Origin of the sequence: Rhodococcus sp. KB6 (assembly GCF_001445685.1) — a bacterium.
Taxonomy (GTDB): Bacteria; Actinomycetota; Actinomycetes; order Mycobacteriales; family Mycobacteriaceae; genus Rhodococcus_F; species Rhodococcus_F qingshengii.
This window is the reverse complement of record NZ_LNAK01000134.1, coordinates 235,412-257,870: the sequence shown is the minus strand read 5'-3', so window position 1 is coordinate 257,870 and position 22,459 is coordinate 235,412. Positions and strand designations below refer to the sequence as shown.

Annotated in this window: 21 protein-coding genes; 5 read left to right on the top strand and 16 right to left on the bottom strand. The window is 63.9% G+C overall.

Features of this window, described 5'->3' with window-relative positions; all coding sequences use genetic code 11:
* Positions 1 to 59: 59 nt before the first annotated feature.
* Positions 60 to 1,805, bottom strand: coding sequence for a proline--tRNA ligase (locus tag ASU23_RS21155; RefSeq protein ID WP_054188575.1), 1,746 nt, complete (start codon positions 1,803 to 1,805; stop codon positions 60 to 62).
* Between the two features lie 55 nt (positions 1,806 to 1,860).
* Between ASU23_RS21155 and yaaA the strand changes: the two genes are divergently transcribed.
* A complete protein-coding gene (gene yaaA / locus ASU23_RS21150; protein WP_047271360.1) occupies positions 1,861 to 2,604 on the top strand; it encodes a peroxide stress protein YaaA in 744 nt (247 codons plus the stop codon).
* A gap of 12 nt (positions 2,605 to 2,616) precedes the next feature.
* Here yaaA and ASU23_RS21145 read toward each other — a convergent pair whose 3' ends face one another.
* The 10 genes from ASU23_RS21145 to mqo all read right to left on the bottom strand — a co-directional run bounded on the left by ASU23_RS21145 (position 2,617) and on the right by mqo (position 14,016).
* Positions 2,617 to 4,125 carry a YdiU family protein gene (locus ASU23_RS21145; protein ID WP_058038651.1) on the bottom strand — a complete coding sequence of 503 codons (1,509 nt, stop codon included), beginning with the start codon at positions 4,123 to 4,125 and terminating at the stop codon, positions 2,617 to 2,619.
* Between the two features lie 35 nt (positions 4,126 to 4,160).
* The gene (locus ASU23_RS21140) at positions 4,161 to 4,589 is read right to left on the bottom strand and encodes a CBS domain-containing protein (RefSeq protein ID WP_007735005.1); all 429 of its coding nucleotides are present in this window, start codon (positions 4,587 to 4,589) and stop codon (positions 4,161 to 4,163) included.
* A gap of 80 nt (positions 4,590 to 4,669) precedes the next feature.
* A complete protein-coding gene (locus ASU23_RS21135; protein WP_228402275.1) occupies positions 4,670 to 6,070 on the bottom strand; it encodes an MFS transporter in 1,401 nt (466 codons plus the stop codon).
* 107 nt (positions 6,071 to 6,177) lie between these two features.
* On the bottom strand, positions 6,178 to 7,404 hold the full coding sequence (gene cobA, locus ASU23_RS21130; RefSeq protein ID WP_047271356.1) for a uroporphyrinogen-III C-methyltransferase: 1,227 nt from the start codon (positions 7,402 to 7,404) through the stop codon (positions 6,178 to 6,180).
* Entirely contained in the window at positions 7,401 to 7,814 is a 414-nt protein-coding gene (locus tag ASU23_RS21125; RefSeq protein ID WP_253741428.1) for a cobalamin biosynthesis protein, read from the bottom strand. Before ASU23_RS21125 ends, cobA begins: the two co-directional genes overlap by 4 nt.
* The gene (locus ASU23_RS21120) at positions 7,798 to 9,174 is read right to left on the bottom strand and encodes a cobyrinate a,c-diamide synthase (protein WP_030535626.1); all 1,377 of its coding nucleotides are present in this window, start codon (positions 9,172 to 9,174) and stop codon (positions 7,798 to 7,800) included. Before ASU23_RS21120 ends, ASU23_RS21125 begins: the two co-directional genes overlap by 17 nt.
* A complete protein-coding gene (gene cobO / locus ASU23_RS21115; protein WP_003942784.1) occupies positions 9,168 to 9,782 on the bottom strand; it encodes a cob(I)yrinic acid a,c-diamide adenosyltransferase in 615 nt (204 codons plus the stop codon). Before cobO ends, ASU23_RS21120 begins: the two co-directional genes overlap by 7 nt.
* A gap of 21 nt (positions 9,783 to 9,803) precedes the next feature.
* Positions 9,804 to 11,765 (bottom strand): magnesium chelatase subunit D family protein, encoded by a 1,962-nt coding sequence (locus ASU23_RS21110; RefSeq protein WP_050656494.1) that lies wholly within the window; start codon positions 11,763 to 11,765, stop codon positions 9,804 to 9,806.
* Between the two features lie 224 nt (positions 11,766 to 11,989).
* Complete coding sequence (locus ASU23_RS21105; RefSeq protein ID WP_003942808.1) at positions 11,990 to 12,466, bottom strand: GNAT family N-acetyltransferase; 477 nt, start codon at positions 12,464 to 12,466, stop codon at positions 11,990 to 11,992.
* A gap of 11 nt (positions 12,467 to 12,477) precedes the next feature.
* Positions 12,478 to 14,016 carry a malate dehydrogenase (quinone) gene (gene mqo / locus ASU23_RS21100; protein ID WP_003942820.1) on the bottom strand — a complete coding sequence of 513 codons (1,539 nt, stop codon included), beginning with the start codon at positions 14,014 to 14,016 and terminating at the stop codon, positions 12,478 to 12,480.
* Positions 14,017 to 14,162: 146 nt separating this feature from the next.
* On the opposite strand from mqo, the gene ASU23_RS21095 reads away from it, so the two are divergent.
* Both ASU23_RS21095 and mtr read left to right on the top strand, forming a co-directional pair.
* On the top strand, positions 14,163 to 15,212 hold the full coding sequence (locus tag ASU23_RS21095; RefSeq protein WP_058038650.1) for an alpha/beta hydrolase: 1,050 nt from the start codon (positions 14,163 to 14,165) through the stop codon (positions 15,210 to 15,212).
* Positions 15,209 to 16,585, top strand: a complete 1,377-nt coding sequence (gene mtr, locus ASU23_RS21090; RefSeq protein ID WP_042925811.1) for a mycothione reductase — start codon at positions 15,209 to 15,211, stop codon at positions 16,583 to 16,585. The genes ASU23_RS21095 and mtr overlap by 4 nt, the downstream gene beginning before the upstream one ends.
* Positions 16,586 to 16,662: 77 nt before the next feature.
* Here mtr and ASU23_RS21085 read toward each other — a convergent pair whose 3' ends face one another.
* Complete coding sequence (locus ASU23_RS21085) at positions 16,663 to 17,208, bottom strand: alpha/beta fold hydrolase (RefSeq protein WP_003942671.1); 546 nt, start codon at positions 17,206 to 17,208, stop codon at positions 16,663 to 16,665.
* A 209-nt stretch (positions 17,209 to 17,417) separates the two neighbouring features.
* The gene (locus ASU23_RS21080; protein WP_042925813.1) at positions 17,418 to 17,879 is read right to left on the bottom strand and encodes a PPOX class F420-dependent oxidoreductase; all 462 of its coding nucleotides are present in this window, start codon (positions 17,877 to 17,879) and stop codon (positions 17,418 to 17,420) included.
* 121 nt (positions 17,880 to 18,000) lie between these two features.
* Between ASU23_RS21080 and ASU23_RS21075 the strand changes: the two genes are divergently transcribed.
* Complete coding sequence (locus tag ASU23_RS21075; protein WP_253741425.1) at positions 18,001 to 18,870, top strand: PhzF family phenazine biosynthesis protein; 870 nt, start codon at positions 18,001 to 18,003, stop codon at positions 18,868 to 18,870.
* Positions 18,871 to 18,955: 85 nt separating this feature from the next.
* The gene (locus ASU23_RS21070) at positions 18,956 to 19,381 is read left to right on the top strand and encodes a DUF6069 family protein (RefSeq protein ID WP_058038648.1); all 426 of its coding nucleotides are present in this window, start codon (positions 18,956 to 18,958) and stop codon (positions 19,379 to 19,381) included.
* Here the strand turns inward: ASU23_RS21070 and ASU23_RS21065 are convergent.
* The 3 genes from ASU23_RS21065 to ASU23_RS21055 form a co-directional block, all read right to left on the bottom strand.
* A complete protein-coding gene (locus ASU23_RS21065) occupies positions 19,378 to 20,211 on the bottom strand; it encodes a GAF and ANTAR domain-containing protein (RefSeq protein ID WP_058038647.1) in 834 nt (277 codons plus the stop codon). The genes ASU23_RS21070 and ASU23_RS21065 overlap by 4 nt on opposite strands.
* 76 nt (positions 20,212 to 20,287) lie before the next feature.
* Complete coding sequence (locus ASU23_RS21060; RefSeq protein ID WP_058038646.1) at positions 20,288 to 20,857, bottom strand: RNA polymerase sigma factor; 570 nt, start codon at positions 20,855 to 20,857, stop codon at positions 20,288 to 20,290.
* Between the two features lie 84 nt (positions 20,858 to 20,941).
* Positions 20,942 to 22,453 carry a cobyric acid synthase gene (locus tag ASU23_RS21055; RefSeq protein ID WP_058038645.1) on the bottom strand — a complete coding sequence of 504 codons (1,512 nt, stop codon included), beginning with the start codon at positions 22,451 to 22,453 and terminating at the stop codon, positions 20,942 to 20,944.
* Between the last annotated feature and the right edge of the window lie 6 nt (positions 22,454 to 22,459).

Below are 22,459 nucleotides of genomic sequence, written 5' to 3'. Positions count from 1 at the left end.
AGAAGGGCCGCCGCAGACACCTCGGAAGGTGGCTGCGGCGGCCCTGACGACTATTCGAATCAGCCGCGAACTGCGCTGATGATCTCCTCGATCGCCGAGTCGGCGTCGATCTCACGGCTCTCGCCGGTGAAGCGGTCGCGAATCTCGACCTTGCCGTCGGCCCAACCACGGCCGACGACAACGATCAGCGGAACGCCGATCAGCTCGGAGTCCTTGAACTTCACGCCCGGCGACGCCTTACGGTCGTCGAGGATCACTTCGAGTCCCGCGCGGTCGAGCTGCGCGGCGAGGCCTTCGGCGCCTTCGCGAGCGGTCTCGTCCTTGTTCGCAATGACGAGGTAAACGTCGGCCGGTGAGACCTCAGCGGGCCAACGCAGACCCTTCTCGTCATGGTGCTGCTCGGCAATGACGGCCACCAGACGCGAGACGCCGACGCCGTACGAACCCATGGTCGGGCGGACGGGCTTGCCGTTCTCGGCGAGGACGTCGACGGTGAAGACGTCGGTGTACTTGCGGCCGAGTTGGAAGACGTGCCCGATCTCGATACCGCGAGCCGAGACCAGCGTGCCGGCTCCATCGGGAGAGGCGTCGCCGTCACGAACCTCGGCGGCTTCGATGGTTCCGTCAGGGGTGAAGTCGCGACCGGCAACGAGGCCGACCACGTGCTTGCCGTCTTCGTCGGCGCCGGTGATCCAGCTGGTGCCGTCGACGACGCGCGGGTCGACAAGGTAGCGAACTCCGTTGGCCTGCAGCGCCTTCGGGCCGATATAACCCTTGGCCAGGAACGGGTTGTTCTTGAAGTCGGTCTCGGTGATCATCACGAACTCGGCCGGCTCCAGCGAAGCCTCGAGGCGCTTTTCGTCGACCTCACGGTCGCCGGGGATGCCGATGCCGAGAAGTTCCCATTCGCCGCCGGGCAGGCGGGTCTTGACCATGATGTTCTTGAGAGTGTCGGCGGCGGTCACGGTACGGCCGAGATCAGCGCCGTTCGCCCAGTCCACCAGGGTGTCGATGGTGGGTGTGTTCGCGGTGTCGTACACCTTGGCTTCGGGCAGCCCGTCAAACGGAATCGAGTCGGGAACGACAGTCTTGACGGCCTCGACGTTGGCGGCGTAGCCGGATTCGAGGCAGCGCACGTAGGTGTCTTCGCCGATCTCGCTCTCGGCAAGGAACTCCTCGGACGCGCTGCCGCCCATCGCACCGGAGGTGGCCGAGACGATGACGTACTTGACGCCCAGACGCGTGAAGATCTTCTCGTAGGCGCCGCGATGCGCCTGGTACGACTCCGTCAGGCCTTCGTCGGTCAGGTCGAAGGAGTAGGAATCCTTCATGAGGAACTCGCGGCCACGCAGAATGCCGGCACGCGGACGCTCTTCGTCGCGGTACTTGGTCTGCACCTGGTACAGGGTGACCGGGAAGTCCTTGTAGGAGTTGTACTCGCCCTTGACCGTCAGAGCAAAGAGCTCCTCGTGGGTCGGGCCGAGCATGTAGTCGTTGCCCTTGCGGTCCTTGAGGCGGAACAGGTTGGGGCCGTACTCGGTCCAGCGGTTCGACGCTTCGTAGGGGTCGCGCGGGAGCAGCGCAGGCAGCAGGATTTCCTGTCCGCCAATGGCATTCATTTCTTCACGGACGACACGCTCTACCTCGCGCAGCACCCGCAATCCCAGCGGCAACCACGAGTAGACGCCTGGAGCGATACGACGCACGTAGCCGGCACGAACCAGCAGTTTGTGGCTGGCAACTTCGGCGTCCGAGGGATCGTCACGCAGGGTACGCAGGAACAGGTGGGACAGACGGGTAATCACGAGGTGTAAGGATAGTCGCCGCAGTCGGCCGAGCGGGCCTCGGTACGGTTACAGCGTGCTTGTACTGCTGCCTCCCTCAGAAACCAAGTCCGACGGCGGCAAGGATGCGCCCCTCGATCTGGCCGAACTGTCGATGCCACAGTTGACCGAAACGCGCGAATTGCTGGTTCAGACGCTGGTCGATCTGGCCGCTGACGTCGAGGCGTCGTGCGAAGCGCTCGGGCTCGGTCCGACGCAAGCAGACGAAGTGGAACGCAACGCCAAGCTGTGGGTGTCCGCGACGCGGCCCGCACTGCAGCGCTACACCGGCGTGCTCTTCGACGCCCTCGACGCAAAGTCGTTCACCCGCGCCCAGAAGGCGAAGGCGCTCGATCGGATCGCCATTGGTTCCGCTCTGTTCGGTGCTGTCCGCGCAGGAGATCTGATCCCCGCCTACCGCCTTTCCGGCGGGTCCAAGCTGCCCGGAATGGGCACGCTCCGCTCCCTGTGGAAGCCGGAACTGCCGAAGGCGTTGGCTGCCGAAGCCGACGGGCTGGTCGTCGATCTGCGATCGGGTACGTACCAAGACCTCGGTCCCGTTCCGGACGCCTTGATTGCAACAGTCCTCACCGAGAAGCCGGACGGCACCCGGACGGTGGTCAGTCACTTCAACAAGCACCACAAGGGTCTGCTCGCCCGTGCGCTGGTGGTCTCGCGCGCCGAACCGACCGATATCAAGGGTGTCGCGCGGGTGGCGTCGAAGGCCGGCCTGCGGGTGGAAATCGCGTCGGAGCGTGAACTGATCATCCTGACGGATTGATGGCTTCGTCTGTCAAGTGCCGCAGAAGGTTTGGAACGTCTCGCTGAAAGACCGCGGAGCCGCCTCGGTGTAGTCAGCCCACTCGTCGCGTCGGTCGAATGGATGCGTGACAACCTCCAGCAGCTTCTCGAATGGAGCGAGGTCGCCGTCGGTCGCGGCGCGCAGGGCAGCGTCGAGCCGATGATTACGCGGAATGTACAGCGGGTTGACGCGATCCATCGCGCTCGCGGTCTCCGCGGCCCCTTGTCCGTTTTCGGTCAGGGCTCCCTGCCACCGCTGCAACCAGGGCGCGATGTGCTCCCGTGGCACGAGTTGGTCGAGAGGCGCCGAATTTCCGCGCAATTCGTCCGCGAGTGCGCGGAAACTGCCTGTCCAATCAGCTCCGTGTTCCGCCAACAACGTCAGCAGATCGTCGACGAGCGCCCGATCGACAAACGGCTGGGCCAGACCGATCTTTGCCGCGAGACCGGCCGCATAGTGTCCCTCGTAGCGCTCGTCGAAGGTCTCGAGAACTGCCGACGCCGCGGAAATCGCATTGTCGGGTGCGGAATCGATCAGCGGCAACAGTGTTTCTGCCAAGCGCGCCAGATTCCACTTCAGTACAGCGGGCTGATTGCCGAACGCATAGCGGCCCCCGTGGTCGATCGAGCTGAACACTGCCGCCGGATCGAATGCGTCGAGGAAGGCGCACGGACCGTAATCGATGGTCTCTCCCGAAATTGTCGTGTTGTCGGTGTTCATGACCCCGTGCACGAAACCGATGAGCATCCACCTCGCCACCAGTGACGCCTGCGCCTCGACGACCGCCTCGAGGAACCTCAGATAGCGATTGTGTGTACCCGTTGACGGAAGTTCGGTCAGCTCCGGGTAGTGCCGGGCGATCGCGTAGTCGGTGAGCGGCTGCAAGACCTCGCCCTGCCGGGCCGCGAACTCGAAGGTCCCAACGCGTAGGTGACTCGACGCGATCCGTGCAAGCACGGCACCGGGTTCTGCGCCGTTGCGGCGAACGTCTCGGCCCGTCGCCACCACCGACAGCGCGCGTGTAGTGGGGACACCGAGGGCATTCATCGCCTCGCTGACGAGATATTCGCGCAGCATCGGCCCTACGACCGCATACCCGTCGCCGCCCCGAGAGAACGGTGTGCGCCCGGAGCCTTTCAGATGCAAGTCCACTCGCTGCCCGGCACTGCTGACGAGTTCGCCGAGTAACAACGCCCGACCGTCCCCGAGAATCGGTGCGTACCCACCGAACTGATGACCCGCATACGCCATCGCCACCGGTGTGGCCCCGACCGGCACCGTCGACCCGGACAGGACGCCGATCCCGTCCACACTTCGCAGCGCTGCTACGTCCAATCTCAACGACGCAGCCAGCTGCTCGTTCACCACGAGCAACTGCGGGTCAGGGGCGGCAGCACCTTGCCACGGCACCGTCAGAGCGCCGAGTTCGTCGGCGAACGTGCTCTCGAGGCCGGCCACGATGGTGACCGTGTCTGCTGTGGATTCCTGGAATGCGGCCATCACACGAGAGTAGTCACCGTGCGACAACCTATCGATCAGCCCTGATCGATGTACGACTCGAGCTGATCGCGTTCGCTCTTGAGCTCGTCGATGCGGCTCTTCACCACGTCACCGATACTGACGATGCCGAGGAGGTTGCCATCCTCGATCACCGGCAGATGCCGGATTCGACGCTCGGTCATGATCGCGGCAATGCTGTCCACTGCGTCTGCCGGAACGCACGTGTACATCAGAGCGGTCATGACCTCGGAAACCTGGATCCCGAGAAGGTCCGGGCCACGCTCGTGCAGGCGTCGAACGACATCGCGTTCGGAGATGATGCCGACCACCGCGTCGTCGTCGACCACCACCATGGCTCCGATGTTGTGGCGGGCAAGATCGCACAGCAGCCCGTTGACCGTCGTGTGGGCGTCGATCGTGACGATGCTGTTGCCCTTGTTTCGCAATATGTCCGCGATCCGCATCACGGCACCCCGATCCGTCGAGACTCTCGGCACGTCCTGCAACGATCGTATCGGCTAGCGAAGCGGAAAAACAGGACTGATCAGGCGATTCCCTGAGCTGCCTTCTCCGCAGCCTGAGCCTGGGCTACCTGAGAAGGTGTGAACCTGATGCACAGCGCCGCGATACCGGCGAACACGGCGCAGACCGCGCAGCCCACAAGTGCGAAGGTGTACCCCTCTCCGAGTGCAATCAATTGCGCCGGATTCATGTCCGCTGCCTTGCCCGAAGTGCCGCCGAGCGAGAGCGTCTTGGACGTCGCCATTGCACCGATCACCGACAGCGCCAATGGTCCACCGAGCGTCTGGGCAACTTGGGAGATTGCGGTCAGCGGGCCGATCTCGGTCTCCGGGACACCGGCGATCGCGCACAGTGGCAAGGGCACCATCGCGAGGCCGATACCGAATCCGATCCCGATCACGGGCACGAACAAGTTGGCCAGGTAGGTGGAGTCGGAATCGAGAGTAGAGCCGTAGAGGAGTCCGACGATCATGATCACGACGCCGGTGAGGACCAGCCAGCGGGGTTGAACCTTCACGGCGAGCTTGGAAGCAACCGACGCGGCGGCGCCCAATCCGAACGCGAACGGAATGAACGCGATACCGGCACGCAACGGCGAATACTGCATGATGTCCTGCACGAACAGTGCGACGAAGGCCGTCATGCTGAACATCGCGCCACCGACGAAGAAGATGGCGAGGAACGTCGCGACACGGTTGCGATCGGCGAACAACGAGAAGGGCAAGAGCGGGTTGTCTGCAGTTCGCTCGACAAAGAGGAAGGCGGCGAGGGCGACCAATCCGGCCGCCAATGCACCGATGACGGCGATGCTCCCCCATCCCATTTCCGGGCCTTCGGTGAGAGCAAAAACAACACCGGTACAACCGAGGGTCGCGAGGATCGCGCCGGGGACATCCAAAGCCAGACGCGTCTGATTCGTCTCGCGAAGGGCGCGGAACGCCATGCCGACGAGCGCGATGCCGATCGGGACGTTGATGAGGAAGATCAGACGCCACGACACCTCGGTCAATGCGCCGCCGATGATCAGACCGGCGATCGATCCGACGCCCGTCATGGCGGCAAAAATCGCGATGGCCTGATTACGAGCCGGACCCGCGGCGAAAGTCGTGGCAACAAGGGCGAAGGCAGTGGGCGACGCCACGGCTGCGCCGACACCTTGAAGCGCCCGCGCTGCGATCAACATGCCCTCGTTCAGGGCGAGTCCACAGAGCAACGACGCCACCGTGAACAGCGAGACTCCCGCGATGAACATCTTCTTGCGTCCGAACGCGTCGCCGAGCCGACCACCGAGGAGCATGAGCCCACCAAACGCAAGCGCGTACGAGGTCAACACCCAGTTGCGACCACTGTCGCTCAGCCCGAGGTCTGCCTGCAATGGCGCCAGCGCGAGGTTCGCGACGGTGCCGTCGAGCACCACCATCATCTGCAAACCACTCAGGACGATGATGGCGAGCCCGATGACTCGAGTCGCTACCGGGGCATTCGCCGAAGCGGTTTCAGATGTTGGGGAATCAGACACAAGACTTCACGTTACCCAGCGTCGACGGAAAAGCCCGCGACCGGCCCGATCACGATGATCGCCGGAGGCTTGATCTCCTCGTCCTTGACGCGCTGAGCAACGGTCGCCAGATCGGCCCGAAGTTCACGCTGGGTGCGCAGAGTGCCCTCTTGGATCACGGTGACCGGCGTGGTTGACGGGCGTCCACCGTCGACGAGTGCCTTCGCGAACTGATCGATGCGCTCGACCGCCATGAGCAGCACGATCGTGCCGCGCAACTTGGCCAGTGCCGACCAGTCGACCAGCGAATCCGGATGATCCGGAGCCACGTGCCCACTGACGACGACGAACTCGTGGGTGACGCCGCGGTGGGTGACCGGGATGCCTGCGGCCGACGGGACCGAGATCGCGCTCGTGATTCCGGGCACTACGGTCACCGGAACGCCGGCAGCGGCACACGCTTCGAGTTCTTCGTATCCCCGTCCGAAGACGTACGGGTCCCCGCCCTTGAGACGGACCACGAACTTGCCTGCCTTCGCGTTGTCGATCAGCGCGGCGTTGATGGCCTCCTGAGCCATGGCACGGCCGTACGGGATCTTCGCGGCGTCGATCACCTCTACGTCCGGACCCAGTTCGGCGAGCAACTCCGGCGGAGCCAATCGGTCGGCCACGACGACGTCGGCGCGGGCGAGCAAACGGCGTCCGCGCACGGTGATCAGATCGGGATCACCGGGGCCACCACCGACGAGAGCAACACCCGCAGCGGCAGGCTCGGCCGTATCGGCGAGCACGCCCGACTGAAGACCTTCGACGACGGCGGTGCGGACTGCTGCCGAACGACGGTGATCGCCGCCCGCCAGAATTCCGATGCTCATACCGTCGTACTCGGCGCTGGCGGGAGTGACGGCGGTGCCGTGCTTCGCGTTGTCGGCGCGCACGCAGAAGATGTGGCGACGCTCCGCTTCGGCGACGATCGCCGCATTGGTTTCCGGCTCGTCGGTCGAGGCGATGGCGTACCACGCACCTTCGAGGTCGCCGTCGGCGTACGGGCGCTCTTCGACCGTGATCTGACCGGCAGTGGCCATACCTTCGACGGCTGGAGTGAACGCGCGACTGATGACGTGAACGCGGGCACCAGAGGCGACCAGCAGTCCGAGTCGGCGCTGAGCCACAGTGCCGCCACCGAACACGACCACGCGTCGATCGGTCAGGTTGAGGCCGACCAGGTAGTTGGTCTCGTCTGCGGTGGACTCGCTCACTCGCACTCCGTTTCGTTGTCAGAATTGGTCAAGCTGGAGGGAACTTTACGGGCCGCGGCCACGGTCACTCCATCCCTGGCAGTCTTGGCCAGCACAAGTCGGCCGCCCCCGGACGCGAGGATCGCAGCCGCTTCCGCGACGCTTGCCGTTCCGACGGCGTTCTCGACGCGAGGCGATGGTGACGGAACTTGAACTCGCGCAAGTACGTCCGGGGCGAAACTCACAATCGGGACGTTCAGTTCATGGGCCGCTGTCAGAAGAGCCGAAGACGCAGCTTTTGCCGCCACAGTGGCGAGTACCACGATCTTCCCTTGCGCCGCGGGCACAGCCTTCACCGCAGCGACGATGTCCTTCGCGGTGACACTCGTCGTGAATCCCACGCCGATACAGAGGTCATCCCCGTGCGGCATCGACGAACTTCGCGATCGATTCGGGCTGCCCCACCGGATGAGTGTGGAGATACGACGCGTGGACGCCGCCGCGAACAAATCCTTCGCGGACACTGCCGCCGTCCCAGGGCCGCCACCCCCACGCACTTCCGCAACCGTCCGCGTCTGCCGAGACGAGAGACGTTCGGTGGAACTCGTGACCGGTGACGCGGGAGCCTGCTTCGAAGAGGCTGGAGTCGCTGATCGCCACTGCTTCGCGGTACCCGAGGGTCAGGCGTTTCCCGAACGTCGCATCCACCCCGACAACACCGGCCATGCTGTGACCGTCCAAGCTGCGAGCGAGGTAGAGCAGACCGGCACACTCGGCGTGGATCGGTGCGCCGCCGTCCGCCAGGTCACGAACCTGCTGCAGCAGAACGGTATTGGCCGCGAGGTCCACCGCATGCTCTTCCGGGAACCCGCCAGGAAGGACAAGAGCGGCAGTTCCCGCAGGAAGCTCGTCCCGCAACGGGTCGAACACCTGCACGTCCGCGCCGGCTGCGGTCAACAGCTCCCGGTGCTCGGCATAGCCGAAGGTGAAGGCAGGGCCGCCCGCCATGGCAACCACAGGCCGAGACTCTGCGTGTGCGCCGACCTCGGCAACCGGATCCCATGCAGCTGCACTCACGTTCGAGGCGGCGAGTGCGCGAACAGCACCCAGATCGACGTGCGAGGCAATCAAGTCGGACATCGCGTCCACTGCGGCCACAGCGGCGGCGCCGTGCTCGGCCGCCGGAATCAGGCCGAGGTGCCGGGAGGGAACTTCGAGTTCCGTCAACCGTGGCACAACTCCGAGCACTGCGACGCCGACCTTGTCGCACGCATGACGCAACACCTGCTCGTGACGAGCGCTCCCGACGCGATTGAGAATGACGCCGCCGATGCGCACACCTGCGTCGTAGGTCGCGAAGCCGTGGAGTACGGCGGCCAGACTCTGACTGTGCCCACGGGCGTCGATCACGAGGACTACCGGCGAACCGAGGATCGACGCGACCTGCGCCGTCGATCCCTCCGCCGACGGCTGCGAGTTTGCCTCGTCGATCTTCCCGTCGAACAGACCCATGACGCCTTCGACCACGGCGATGTCGCAACCAGCGGTTCCATGCCGGTAGAGCGGTCCGATGCGATCCGGGCCCACCAGAACAGTGTCGAGGTTGCGTCCGGGCCGCCCTGCCGCGAGTCCGTGATAACCCGGGTCGATGTAGTCCGGCCCCACCTTGAAGGGCGCAACGCTGCTACCGGACCGTCGCAGCGCGCCGATCAATCCCGTTGCCACCGTAGTCTTTCCGCTACCCGAGGCAGGAGCGGCGATCACCACGGCCGGAGTGGAAGGACTTACCATTCGATGCCCCGTTGGCCCTTTCGGCCGGCATCCATCGGGTGCTTGATCTTGGTCATCTCGGTCACGAGGTCGGCGGCGTCGATCAACGCCTGCGGGGCGTCGCGTCCCGTGATGACAACGTGCTGGTTGCCCGGACGATCACGCAGTGTCTGCACGACCTCGTCGACGTCGACCCAGCCCCACTTGAGCGGATAGGTGAACTCGTCGAGGACATAGAATCGATGTTCCTCGCTCGCAAGCCTTCTCGCGATCTCCTGCCAACCCTCCGCAGCGGCAGCAGCATGATCTTCCTCGCTACCGGCCTTGCGTGTCCATGACCAACCTTCGCCCATCTTGTGCCACTGCACCGGCCCACCGACGCCGGTTTCGTCGTGCAGGTTTCCGAGCGCGCGGAACGCGGCTTCCTCTCCGACCTTCCACTTGGCACTCTTCACGAACTGGAACACGCCGATGTCGAACCCCTGATTCCAGGCACGCAGCGCCATGCCGAAAGCGGCGGTGGACTTACCCTTTCCCGGGCCGGTGTGCACGGCAAGTACCGGCGCGTTACGACGCTGACGCGTGGTCAGACCGTCGTCGGGAACTGTCTCGGGAACACCCTTGGGCATCGTGAACTCCTGAACTGGGATCTAGGCTGCGGCGCGGACGACACCCGCGACCTGCTGCGCTGACAATTCGGCGAGGCGGACGTATCCGCCACGTAGTTCTCGCGCCAACTCCGCCGCCAGCCCCAGACGCACGAGGCCGGTCTCGCAGTCGACGACGATGGACGCGACGGACGCGTCGGCGAGAAGATGCGCGGCGACGCGGGCGCGGTGCAGCGCGTCCTTGCCGCCGGTAGCCCGGCCGTCGGTGAGTGTGACGACGAGGGCGCGACGCTGCGGGTCACGAAGTCGTTCACGCAGAACCACTTCGCGAGCACGCAGGAATCCCTCTGCGAGTGGGGATTTGCCGCCGGTACGCATCGACTGCAAGCGACGGACAGCGATGTCCACCGAAGATGTCGGCGGCAGTACGAGCTCCGCTTCACGACCACGGACGGTGATGACGGCGACCTTGTCGCGGCGCTGATAGGCGTCGCGGAGCAACGAGACAACCGCACCGGTGACCGCGGAGAGGCGGTCGCGTGCTGCCATCGACCCCGACGCGTCGACAACGAAGACGATCAGATTGCCTTCTCGCCCTTCACGTATCGCGCCGCGGAGGTCAGCCGGTGCCAGCCGCAACCGTCCAGCAGTGCGACCACGGGCAACTTGAGACTCGGCTGCGGCAAAGACCGTGCTCGTCAGATGCAATCCGTGCCCACGCTCCCGCGTGGACCGCACAACTCGTCCACGGGACGACATGGACCGCGAGCGTCGTCCCGGTGCACCTTCACCGACTCCCGGAACTTCGAGGAGCTTGGCCTTGAATTCGCCGGCCGGTGGAGCCGAGGGGCGATCGGTGGCGCGTACTCCCCCACCAGGTCCGTCAGGGTCGTCCGGGCCGTCGTCGTCAGGCCCGTCGTCGTCCGGCCCTTCGTCTCCGGGACCGCCGTCATCGGAGCCGCCATCTTCCGGGCCACGGTCTTCGTGATTTTCGGGAGGTTCGGGCTCTCCGTCGCGCGCGTCGTCCTCTACCTGCGACTGAGCATCCTGATCGGCCTGCTCGAGCGCATCGTCCAACTGCTGCTGATCCAAGCCTGGCTCGTCGAACGGATCGCGGCGGCGGCGATGCGGCAGCGTCAGTTCCGCCGCTACTCGTACGTCCTCCGCAGTGACTTCACTGTCGCCGCGCCAGGCAGCGTGGGCCGTCGCGGTGCGCGCCAGCACCAAGTCCGCGCGCATACCGTCGACGTCGAACGACGCACACAGCGAGGCGATACGACGCAGTTCGCGGTTGCTCAGCTCGACCGAGTCCAATTTCTCACGCGCCGTGAGGATTTCGGACGCCAACTCCTCATCGGCGGATACGTACCGAGCGACAAATGCCTCGGGGTCACGCTCGTAGTCGAGTCGGCGACGCACCACTTCCATGCGAATGTCGACGTCGCGGGAAGCGGCGACGTCGACAGCCAGACCGAAACGGTCCAGAAGTTGCGGACGCAGTTCTCCCTCTTCGGGATTCATCGTGCCGACGAGTACGAACTTGGCCGGATGCGAATGGGAGATGCCGTCACGCTCGATGTGAACCCGGCCCATCGCCGCGGCGTCGAGAAGCACGTCGACCAGGTGGTCGTGAAGCAGATTCACCTCGTCGACGTACAGAACACCCTGGTGAGCGGCGGCGAGCAGTCCAGGTTGGAATGCGCGCTCACCGTCACGCAGAACCTTCTCCAGGTCGATCGAACCGATCACCCGGTCTTCGGTGGCGCCCACGGGCAGTTCGACCAAGCGGGCCGGTCGTGTCGTTCCGGCGTCGTCGACCGCGGGCAGCAGCGCAGTCAGCGCGCGCACGACCGTCGACTTGGCAGTTCCCTTCTCACCGCGGACCAAGACCCCGCCGATCCCTGGATGCACCGCACACAGGATCAGCGCCAATCGCAATTGATCCTGGCCGACCACAGCACTGAACGGGAAGCCCGCCACTGGTCGATCTTCTTCACTTCGCACGTCGATATCCCTCCACCTCTCGGTTTCCTCGCCGAGAATTTGGCTGCACTCGAATGTCGCGGCAACCTGGCTGAGATCTCCTGGTTTATCGGTAGAGGAGAGATCTTTCACAGTGGCGGGACCGCGCCTGGATCGAACAGGACTTCCCCGCGAACATTCGGTATCGAAAAAACCCTAGTCGGCTCGCTTTCCCACGAGCCGACCAGGGTCAATTCTCCGACAAACTAGCTGACGGCCACGAAAGGCTCTCCCCCACCACGACGCATCGGGGTGTGCGGGATGCCGTCTTCGATGAACTCTTCGCCGTCAGCCTTGAATCCGTGCTTGGCGTACATCTCGACCAAGTAGGTCTGGGCGTTGATCCGACACGGCGCTTCGCCGACCTCGGCCAGTGCGGCCTGCAGGAGACGGGTCGTGTGGCCCTGGCCGCGAGCCTGACGCGACGTGCACAGGCGTCCGATTCGGAAGCTCTTGTTTCCGTCGTCGTGCTCTTCGAGCAGCCGGAGCGTGCACACCACCTGGCCGTCCTGCTCGAGCCAGAAGTGGCGTGTTTCCGTCAGCAGGTCCCGCCCGTCCAACTCGGGATACGGGCAAGCCTGCTCGACGACAAAGACCTCCACTCGAAGCTTCAACAACTCGTAGAACGTCTTGTTGTCGAGATCGAGTGCCCATGAACGCTTCAAAGCTGCTGTTGCCGTCATGGGTTGGACTATCACACAGTCGCGGCGGTATCCGCGACCGGAGCCGATTCGGAAGCACCGGCGGAATCGAGCTCGAGAACCTTCGAGGACCAATCCCAGACCTGGTTGAACAGGCCTTCGTTGTCGGTGAGCTTGACGCCGATGGACGGAACCATCTCGCGGAGCTTGCCCTTCCAACCCTGGAACTCGGTCGGGAAGCAGCGCTCGAGTACGTCCAGCATCGCCGGGACGGCCGTGGACGCACCGGGCGAAGCACCGAGCAGGCCGGCGATGGAACCGTCCTCAGCGGCGACCACAGCGGTACCGAATTCGAGGACACCACCCTTGCCCTTGGCACGGCGGATCACCTGGACGCGCTGGCCCGCGGTGATGAGTTCCCAGTCCTGGGCCTGCGCCTTGGGCGCGAACTCACGCAGATCCCAGATGCGACCGGCTTCGTTCTTGGCAAGCTCGCTGACCAGGTACTTGACCAGGCCGAGCTCGCTGACACCGACACCGAGCATCGAGAGGATGTTGTTCGGCTTGACCGAGCCGGGCAGGTCCGTGACGCGACCCTGCTTGAGGAACTTCGGCGACCAACCAGCGTAGGGACCGAACAGCAGACCCGGCTTGTTGCCGATGACACGGGTGTCCAGGTGAGGCACCGACATGGGCGGGGCGCCGACGGCAGCCTTGCCGTAGACCTTGGCGCTGTGCTGGTCGATGAGTTCGGGGTTGGTGCATCGCAGGAAGGCACCGCTGACCGGGAAGCCACCGAAGCCCTTGGCTTCCTTGATGCCCGACTTCTGCAGCAGGTGCAGGGCGCCGCCACCGGCACCGACGAACACGAAGCGCGAGCGAACGGTGCGCTTTTCACCGGTGCGACGGTTGGTGACCTTGACGGTCCAGGACTTGTCCGAGTTCTGGGTCAGGTTGGTGACCTCGTGGCCGAAGTACATCTTGCCGCCGGTCTTGCCGATGTAGCCGATGAGCTGCTTGGTGAGCGCTCCGAAATCGACGTCGGTGCCGTCCTGGCTCCAGTTCAGGGCGATGGGATCGGAGAAGTCGCGTCCCTTGGCCATGAGCGGCAAACGCTTGCTGAACTCGGCCGGATCGTCGATGTACTCCATACCGCGGAAGAGCGTGTGGCCGGCAAGTGCGTCGTAACGAGCACGGAGGTACTTGGCGTTGGCCTCACCGTGAACGAAGCTCACGTGCGCGATGGGGTTGATGAATTCCTTGGGCTGTGTCAGGACGCCCTGCTCTACCGCGTGTGCCCAGAACTGGCGTGACACCTGGAACTGCTCGTTGACGTTGACGGCCTTCTTGATGTCGACCGTGCCGTCCGAGTTCTCAGGTGTGTAATTGAGCTCACACAGGGCTGAGTGACCGGTTCCCGCGTTGTTCCAGGGGTCGCTGCTCTCGGCTGCGACGGCATCGAGCCGCTCGAAGGTCGAGATCGACCAATCGGGCTGCAGCTGGCGCAGCAATGCACCCAGCGTGGCGCTCATGATGCCTGCGCCCACGAGCACTACATCCGTCTTCGTCTCTACCGCGTTCTGATTCGACACTGGAGAATCGACTTCCTTGTCATTAGCCGTGCGCGCATCCGCCTGCTGTGTTACGCCGAATAGGTTACCCGTGCGTACACGCGCGGTTCACCACCCCCAATTGTGCTCTACAACGCGCACTCGAAACGACGATTAGATTGTGATTTGTGACTACTTGGGTTCCAGACGTCCTCGGTGACGGATATCAGCAGCTGACGATCCCGCTCGGAGCGGATCCGGACGGCGAAGGCGAGGTGGACGCAACACTGGTCCGCTACCAACCGCAGAAGGAGGCGGTGAAGACACACCGTGCCGTTTTGTACGTGCACGGCTTCACCGATTACTTCTTCCAGAAGCACCTCGCCGAGCACTTTGCCGAGCAGGGTTACGCCTTCTTCGCACTCGACCTGCGTAAGTGCGGCCGCTCCCTCAAACCGGGGCACACAGCTCATTACGTCTCCGACCTTGCGCTCTACGACGCCGAACTGAACGAAGCGCTGCGCATCGTCCGCAGCGAGACCGAGGGCAGCGAGGTGCTGCTCATGGCGCACTCCACCGGCGGTCTGATCGTTCCGCTCTGGCTGAACCGTTTGCAGCGCAAGCCCGGTGGCAGCGACGGCGCCGGAATCTGCGGGCTGGTACTCAACAGCCCCTGGTTCGACCTTCAGGGTCCCTCAGTGGTGCGCAACGTCGGTACTACGGCGATCGATGCGCTCGGACGGGTATCGGCGAAGACGGTGATCCCGGGAACTGGATTACCGACTTACGGTTCCAGTCTTCATGTTTCGGCCAACGGCGTCTGGGATTACAACCTCGACTGGAAGCCACTGGCCGGCTGCCCCGTTACCTTCGGCTGGATGCGGGCCGTCCGAGCGGGTCACGCAAAACTTCACCGCGGCCTCGACATCGGAGTGCCCGCGCTGATTCTGCGCTCGAAGAAGTCACAGTTCGCGAAGGCGTACAACCCGAGCGTCGACCTCGCCGATTCCGTGCTCGACGTCAAGCAGATCGCACGTTGGGCCGGTTGCCTCGGCGATCGCACCACCATAGTCCCGATCGACGGCGCCCGTCACGACGTGTTCCTTTCGACCGAGAAGCCCTTGGCCACAGCCTTTTCCGAACTCGACCTGTGGTTGGAGTGGCTCGACGGCCACCTCACGCCGGCCGCAGAAAATTCGGCAAGCACAGCAAGCAACACACAGGAGATCGCGCAGTGACGCACTACGACCTTGCAATCATCGGCAGCGGATCCGGAAACTCGCTGCCAGACGAGCGGTTCGACGGCAAGAAGATCGCAATCCTCGAAGAGGGCACCTTCGGCGGAACGTGCCTCAATGTCGGGTGTATCCCGACCAAGATGTTCGTCTACGCCGCCGAGGTGGCACGCACCGTCACCACTGCCGAGAAGTACGGCGTCGACGCCACGCTCGACGGCGTTCGTTGGTCCGACATCGTCAAGCGCGTCTTCGGCCGCATCGATCCCATTTCTGCAGGTGGTGAGCGGTACCGCAGCGAAGACAGTCCCAACACCACCGTCTACCGCGGCCACGCCACGTTCACCGGCGACAAGACGATCGACACCGGAACCGGCGAGACGATCACCGCTGACCAGGTGGTCATCGCAGCCGGTTCGCGTCCGATCATCCCGGACGAGATCGCGTCGAGTGGTGTGAAGTACTACACCAACGAAGACATCATGCGACTGCCCGAACTTCCCGAGCACCTCGTGATCGTCGGCTCCGGATTCATCGCCACCGAGTTCGCACACGTGTTCTCCGCGTTGGGTTCTCGCGTGTCGATCATCGGTCGCAGCCAGCGACTGCTGCGGCACCTCGACGACGAGATCTCCGAGCGCTTCACCGAGTTGGCCGAACAGAAGTGGGACGTCCATCTGGGCTCCCCCCTCACGTCGGTACGCGGCGATGGCGACAACATCGCCGTCGAACTGGCAAATGGCACAGTCGTTTCCGGTGACGTTCTCCTCGTCGCGGTGGGTCGTCAGCCGAACGGTGACCTACTCGGTCTCGACAAGGCCGGCGTCGAACTCGACGACAAGGGCTCGATCGTGGTCGACGAATACCAACGCACCACCGCCGAGGGCGTCTTCGCACTCGGTGACGTCTCCTCGCCGTACCAGCTCAAGCACGTCGCCAACCATGAAGCGCGCGTTGTTCAACACAACCTGCTCCAGGACGCGTGGAAGGACACGTCCGGGCTTCGCAGCACCGATCACCGCTTCGTACCGGCAGCCGTGTTCACCGACCCGCAGATCGCCGACGTCGGAATGACGGAGAAGCAGGCTCGCGACGCCGGGCTCGACATCACCGTCAAGGTGCAGGCTTACGGCGACGTCGCGTACGGCTGGGCGATGGAGGATCAGGAGGGCATCTGCAAGGTGATCGCCGAGCGCGGCACCGGACGCATCCTCGGCGCCCACGTCATGGGTACGCAGGCTCCGACCGTCATCCAGCCGCTCATTCAGGCGATGAGCTTCGGTTTGTCAGCTCAGGACATGGCGCGCGGCCAGTACTGGATCCACCCGGCCCTGGCCGAAGTGGTCGAGAACGCGCTGCTCGGCCTCGACATCTGAGCCCCGCAGCCCTTATGACGCCGAAAAAGCGGGCACTCCTCGCAATGGGAGTGCCCGCCTTTTCGTCGGTCAGAGTTTCACCAGGGGCTGGTACGCAGCACGATCTCGGTTGCGAGTTCGGCCGGTGCCGACTTGACGACGTCGTCGACACCCGGAAGTTCCGTCACGCGGAAGTCGGAGTACACGAAACGACCGCTGGCGTCGGCGATGGCCCGACCTCCACTGCCCACGACTACGGTGGTCGGAACCTCGACCGGCGGTACGCCGGCAATATCGCTGGCCGACGGATGTCCACGGTCCACGGCGATCAAACTCGCGAAGCGGCCGAACTGACGTGCAGCCAACAGCCACGCGAGATCGGCGCCCTCCCGGTGACCGACCAGGTTCACCCAGGCGATGTTCAACTCGTCCAGAAGTACCACTGCCGAGGTCTCGTCGAGATTCTCGATCGATTCCACCGCGACGGTCCGCAGATCCGAATGGTGCAGTCGCTCACACACATCGTCGTACAAGTCGACGGGGTCGCCCTTGCCGGGAAGCAGGAGTACCGCATGCTTGCTGACCGGCCCGTCGATCCGAACGGTGCACGAACCACTGCCCACCGCTACTCGAGTCAATTCCATGTCTGGAAACGGTACGCGATCCACACAGTGGAGGACCCTGGAGTCGACAGAAGTATGACCACTCATACATTCACGCGCCGCTACGAGCCCGAATTGTTCGCTCTGTACCGCCTCCACTCGGAGCGAAAGTGGCTTTCGGCGCATCTGAGGCGACGGACGTACCGTTCGCTCGAAAGTGGGGGTGGGCCGAACTCCAGTGGGGCGCGGCTCTAGGTACCGGACGGCTTGGGGAGCCTCGTCATTCCGTAGACGTGATCAGCGCGCACCGTGAGGATCTGTCGACGCTCCGCAACCATCGCTTCGCGGTACTCCTCCCAATCAGGATGCTCCTGACCGCTGATGTCCCGGTACAGCTCGACCAGGGCGTCCGACACTTCATCGTGAGGATCGGCCGCGACGGGTGTCACCACGGCAAGTCCTTCGATCACGGCGTAGCTCCAGAAGTCGGGCGCGCTGACGTGAAGGGAAACCCGCGGATCGCGGATCGCATTTTTACTCTTGGCGCGATCGGCCGTGACGGACACGGAAGCCGTCTTCGACTCGTCATCCCAGCGGTAAATGATGTTGGACAACTGTGGGCGGCCGTCACGCTTGACGGTTGCCAACACACCTTGTTTTCCCTCGGCCACGAGTGCGAACAACGCGTCGTCGGTGTCTGTGTCATTGCTCATGTCTGCACCAACGACGCCGTGCGGCCGGTTTGTTCCGGAGGCAGTCCAGTTCGAAGATCGCGGACCGCAATCGCGCAATGTCTCTTCCCCCGATGGACGACAGCGGACAAAGATGGTCGACATGGCAACTTCTCGCGACATCCTCCGACTGACTGCGTTCAGTTCGGATCCGGCCGGCGGTAATCCCGCCGGCGTGCTGCTCGACGCGCGTGGACTCGACGACTCCGAATTACAATCTGTTGCAGCCGAAGTCGGGTATGCCGAGACGGCGTTCCTCATCGAACCGGAACTCGGAGGCAACCCGCGCCACAGCCGGATCCGGTACTTCTCCCCCATCGCCGAAGTACCGTTCTGCGGTCATGCCACTATTGCGACGGCCATCGCTCTCACCGAGCGAGACGGTGACGGAACCTTCACATTCGAAACACCGATCGGACCGGTATCCATCGACACGGCGACCGACGAGGACGGAACGTCCACCGCGACCTTCACCAGCGTCGAACCATCGGTCTCGCCGATCGATCATGCTGTACTGACAGCACTGCTCGGGCTCATCGGCGTCGATTCGTCTGCGCTCGACGCGCGGTATCCCGCAATGCTCTCGTACGCCGGCAACACGCACCCGATTGTCGTACTTCGTGATCAGGCAGCCTTCGACGAGTTCACCTTCGATCCATCCGCAATGCGAACTCTGATGGACGCGCAGGGGTGGGCGGGCACGGTGACGATCCTGCATCCCCTCGACGACAACACCTTCGAAGCTCGAAATCTGTTTCCGGTGGGAAACATCGTCGAGGATCCTGCAACCGGGTCCGCAGCGGCGTCGACCGGCGGTTACCTGCGCAAACTCGAACCCGCAGCCACTCCGCGGCGGATCACCATCCACCAGGGCCGACACGTCGGGCGACCCAGCGTTCTCGCGGTCGAGATCCCGGTCGACGGCGGTATCGCGGTCACCGGCACCGCCGTGCCGACAGACGACCCCCGGTAACCACCAGCGATGAGTTTCTCCCGGCCGGCGGGTCTATTCACCAGAGCGACGTCACAAGAGCATCGCATCGAGCCGGGAGAACATCATGTCTACAATCGCTTCAACCGCACACAACCTCCACCTCACCAAGCCGCGTGCCGTACTCGGGGCCACGGTCATGGCCCTCGTCGCCAACCTGATCCTGTGGTTGATCGGCCTGGCATCGGGCGGATCGTTCGAGATGACAGATCAGGGAAAGGTGGCGAGCGTAGCTCCCGGCGGGGTCATCACACTTACGGTAGTGCCGTTGCTGGTCGGTTTGTCGTTCGCAATGTTGATCTCACTGAAGTGGGAGCCGATCATCCGCATCGCTCAGGTCGTGGGTGCAGTGTTTGCGCTCGGCACCATCGCCCTGACGATCGCCGCGGACTTCGACGCCGCCAGCACGGTCACGCTCGCGCTGATGCACGTGGTTGTCGCCGCGAGCGTGGTCGTCGCGCTCGAGGCCGTACGTCGGTCTCCGTCGAACTAGACCGCGGTAGGCGGCGCGGAATACGTCTCGACGATCTCGGCTGCCACGTCACGCAACTTGGTGTTCGTGGTCTGAGACTGCCTGCGCAGCATGTGAAATGCGGTGTCGGCGTCGATCCGATGGATGGCCATCAGCATGCCTTTGGCCTGTTCGATCGGCGCCCGAGTCTCGAGCGCGCGTTGCAGGGCGTCAGCTACCGCCTTGGCAGATTTGAAACGGGAGAAGTCTCCGATCGCGCGTGAGACTGTTGTCGTGAGAATCTCCATGACTTCCGCGTCGACGCTGTCGAAGGCCGCTGGGGCACGTCCGTACAAGTTGAACGAACCGAGTCGCTGATCCGGCGTGAAGAGCGGCGCCGCGAGAAAGGACTTGATCCCTTCGTCCTTCGCGGCCGCCGCGAACCGCGGCCAGCGATCTGCGCTGGTCTCGGCATCAACGACTACGGTTTCACCGGTTCGAGCCGCGTGCAGACATGGTCCGTCGCCGGCGTCGTATTGCTCGATGTCGACGCGCAGGGTCCGCGAATCGGTGTGAACGGCGGTGTAGGTCTGCCCGGCAAGATCGATGGTGACGCCGATGCTGTCGGCGCCGTCGATGGCGTCGTTCGCGATTTCGACGGCGCGTTGGAGTAGAACCACGAGTTCGTCCTCGTCGCCGATACTTCCCCCGAGCGCTGCCAGCAACTCTCTGACCGCACGTGCCGTCAGCCGAGTTTCCGCAGCCTCGACGGCGACGTCAGCACCAGTTGCCGTCGCATCGTCCGGCAGTACCGACGGCACCGAATCCTCGGTTCTCGGGTCGAAGCCTCTGGGGTCGAAAGCGGTATCCACGACGAAGCATTCTTCCAGCTACCCGGGCCGTCAGGAGAGTGAGTTCGGTGACAGAACCCGGCAAACCGCCGAGTCGTCATCGCCATCGGTCGAGCGCGAGACCCAGATTCCGCCTCGCCCGAGTGTGATGGCCACGAACCGCGTCCGGACTCAGTTCCAGGACAACAGCGATCTGTGGATACGTCATGCCCTCCACTTCTCGCAAGACCCAGGCAGCACGCTGACGCAGTGGCAGGCGATCGAGTTCGGATTCCAGGGCGTCGAGAAATGCTGTGCCGCAGACTTCTTCGCTCGGATCACGCAAACGGGGATCAGCTTCTTCCCGGAGTTCGTCCATATCGGCGGCGCAGGAGCCGACTTTTCGATAGAAATCCGAGATCTTGCGAGAACAGATCGCGAACAACCAGGTCTTGGTGCTCGAGCGCCGCTGAAACCCCGGAAGTTGGCGCCACGCAGCGACGCAGGTTTCCTGGACGATGTCGTCGACGTCACTCTCGCTCACGAGCAGTCGACGGGCAAATCGATACAAGTGCGGGCCGTATCGGCGGACGATGACGTCGAAGGCCGCGTGATCGCCGAGCATTGCCGAGTCGACCAGCACCTCGTCACTGAAGTCGGTCAGCAAGCCGTCGAATTGATCTGTCACCGCGCACACTCCTACTAGGGAGCCGTCGCGGGAGTGAGGCCTGGCTATTCTACCGCGTCCACGTCGACGCCCGCGGGAGCGCTCTCAGGCTTCGAGTGCGGAAGCAATGACGGGGAGCCCGATAGGCGCCCCACCGTTGATCAGTTTCTCGAGTAGATCCTGATCGAGGTGCTGCTCGACGAGATCAGCGAGAAGGTCGAGTTGTTGTTCTCGCACCGCGGCAACCGCGGTGTCGGGTGCAGCAACAAAACCGGGAACCGCGAGCTCACGCAGCAGGCTGCGCCGAAAGTCGTCACTTTCCAGGAGACCGTGCCAGTGTGTCCCTCGAACAGGCCCTCGCACACTGCCTTCCGGCATACCGCTCGAGTCCGCCAGCAATGGGTGGTCCCCGTTGCGCACGACGCGTCCGTGATGAATCTCGTACCCGGACACCGAGATACCGTCTGCCGTACCGGTCATCTGCGCCAGCACCTTGTCCGGAGCGAACTCGACATCGAGGTCCAGCAGACCCAGTCCCGCGGTGGTCCCTGATCCTGATTCGACGTCGTCGACGATGGAATTACCCAGCATCTGGTAACCGCCGCAGATTCCCAGGACTGCTTGCCCGCGTCCTGCTCGCGCGACGATCTCGTCGGCCAGGCCGGTACTTCGCAACCACTCGAGGTCACTCACGGTGGACTTACTACCGGGGATCACCACGAGGTCCGCGTCGCGAATTCGCGACGGATCGGTCACCCACGAAACTGCCACGCCCGGTTCACATGCCAGTGCCTCGACGTCCGTGGAGTTGGAGATGCGCGGGAGCCGAACCGCAGCAACGGTGAGCCAGGCCGAACCGACGGGTGGGCCCGGGCGCCCTACCGGGGCATTGCCGGTGACGCCAAGCGAATCCTCGGCGTCGAGCCAAAGATCGTCGGCAAACGGGATCACTCCGAGAGTGGGTCGACCGGTGAGGCTGCGCAGTTGTTCCAGTCCGGGTTCCAACAGTGCAACGTCACCGCGGAATTTGTTGATCACAAATCCCGCGATCAATGCCTGGTCGCTGGGCGAGAGCACAGCAACGGTCCCGAACAGATGGGCCAGGACGCCGCCGCGATCGATGTCACCGACGACGACGACCGGAATCCGCGCAGCCTCAGCCAATCCCATGTTGGCAAGATCCGTTGCGCGCAAGTTGATTTCGGCGGGTGAACCGGCGCCTTCACAGATCACGACGTCGAACTCGGATCGAAGCGATTCGAGATCTTCGGCCACGACGGCGCGAAGCCACTGCCGATGCTGCATGTAGTCGCGAGCACCCACTGTGGTCATCGCCTTGCCCCGAACAACCAATTGCGACGTGCGGTCACTTCCAGGCTTGAGCAGCACCGGATTGAATCGAACACTCGGCTCCAGACCGCATGCACGCGCCTGAAGTGCCTGCGCACGGCCGATCTCTCCGCCGTCCAGCGTGACCACGGAGTTGTTCGACATGTTCTGCGCCTTGAACGGCGCCACTCGGATGCCTCGACGCGCCAACATGCGACACAATCCGGCCACAAGAACGCTCTTGCCTGCGTCGGAAGTAGTGCCGGCTACCAGCAGAGCGCCGCGCATCTCCGA

What these genes read in the sequence shown, in the direction of transcription:
- ASU23_RS21145 (WP_058038651.1), bottom strand. Translation starts at nt 4,125, where the DNA reads ATGGCCGCATTCCAGGAATCCACAGCAGACACGGTCACCATCGTGGCC.
- ASU23_RS21140 (WP_007735005.1), bottom strand. Translation starts at nt 4,589, where the DNA reads ATGCGGATCGCGGACATATTGCGAAACAAGGGCAACAGCATCGTCACG.
- ASU23_RS21135 (WP_228402275.1), bottom strand. Translation starts at nt 6,070, where the DNA reads ATGATGGTGGTGCTCGACGGCACCGTCGCGAACCTCGCGCTGGCGCCA.
- ASU23_RS21125 (WP_253741428.1), bottom strand. Translation starts at nt 7,814, where the DNA reads ATGCCGCACGGGGATGACCTCTGTATCGGCGTGGGATTCACGACGAGT.
- ASU23_RS21120 (WP_030535626.1), bottom strand. Translation starts at nt 9,174, where the DNA reads ATGGTAAGTCCTTCCACTCCGGCCGTGGTGATCGCCGCTCCTGCCTCG.
- cobO (WP_003942784.1), bottom strand. Translation starts at nt 9,782, where the DNA reads ATGCCCAAGGGTGTTCCCGAGACAGTTCCCGACGACGGTCTGACCACG.
- ASU23_RS21105 (WP_003942808.1), bottom strand. Translation starts at nt 12,466, where the DNA reads ATGACGGCAACAGCAGCTTTGAAGCGTTCATGGGCACTCGATCTCGAC.
- ASU23_RS21085 (WP_003942671.1), bottom strand. Translation starts at nt 17,208, where the DNA reads ATGGAATTGACTCGAGTAGCGGTGGGCAGTGGTTCGTGCACCGTTCGG.
- ASU23_RS21080 (WP_042925813.1), bottom strand. Translation starts at nt 17,879, where the DNA reads ATGAGCAATGACACAGACACCGACGACGCGTTGTTCGCACTCGTGGCC.
- ASU23_RS21075 (WP_253741425.1), top strand. Translation starts at nt 18,001, where the DNA reads ATGGCAACTTCTCGCGACATCCTCCGACTGACTGCGTTCAGTTCGGAT.
- ASU23_RS21070 (WP_058038648.1), top strand. Translation starts at nt 18,956, where the DNA reads ATGTCTACAATCGCTTCAACCGCACACAACCTCCACCTCACCAAGCCG.
- ASU23_RS21055 (WP_058038645.1), bottom strand. Translation starts at nt 22,453, where the DNA reads ATGCGCGGCGCTCTGCTGGTAGCCGGCACTACTTCCGACGCAGGCAAG.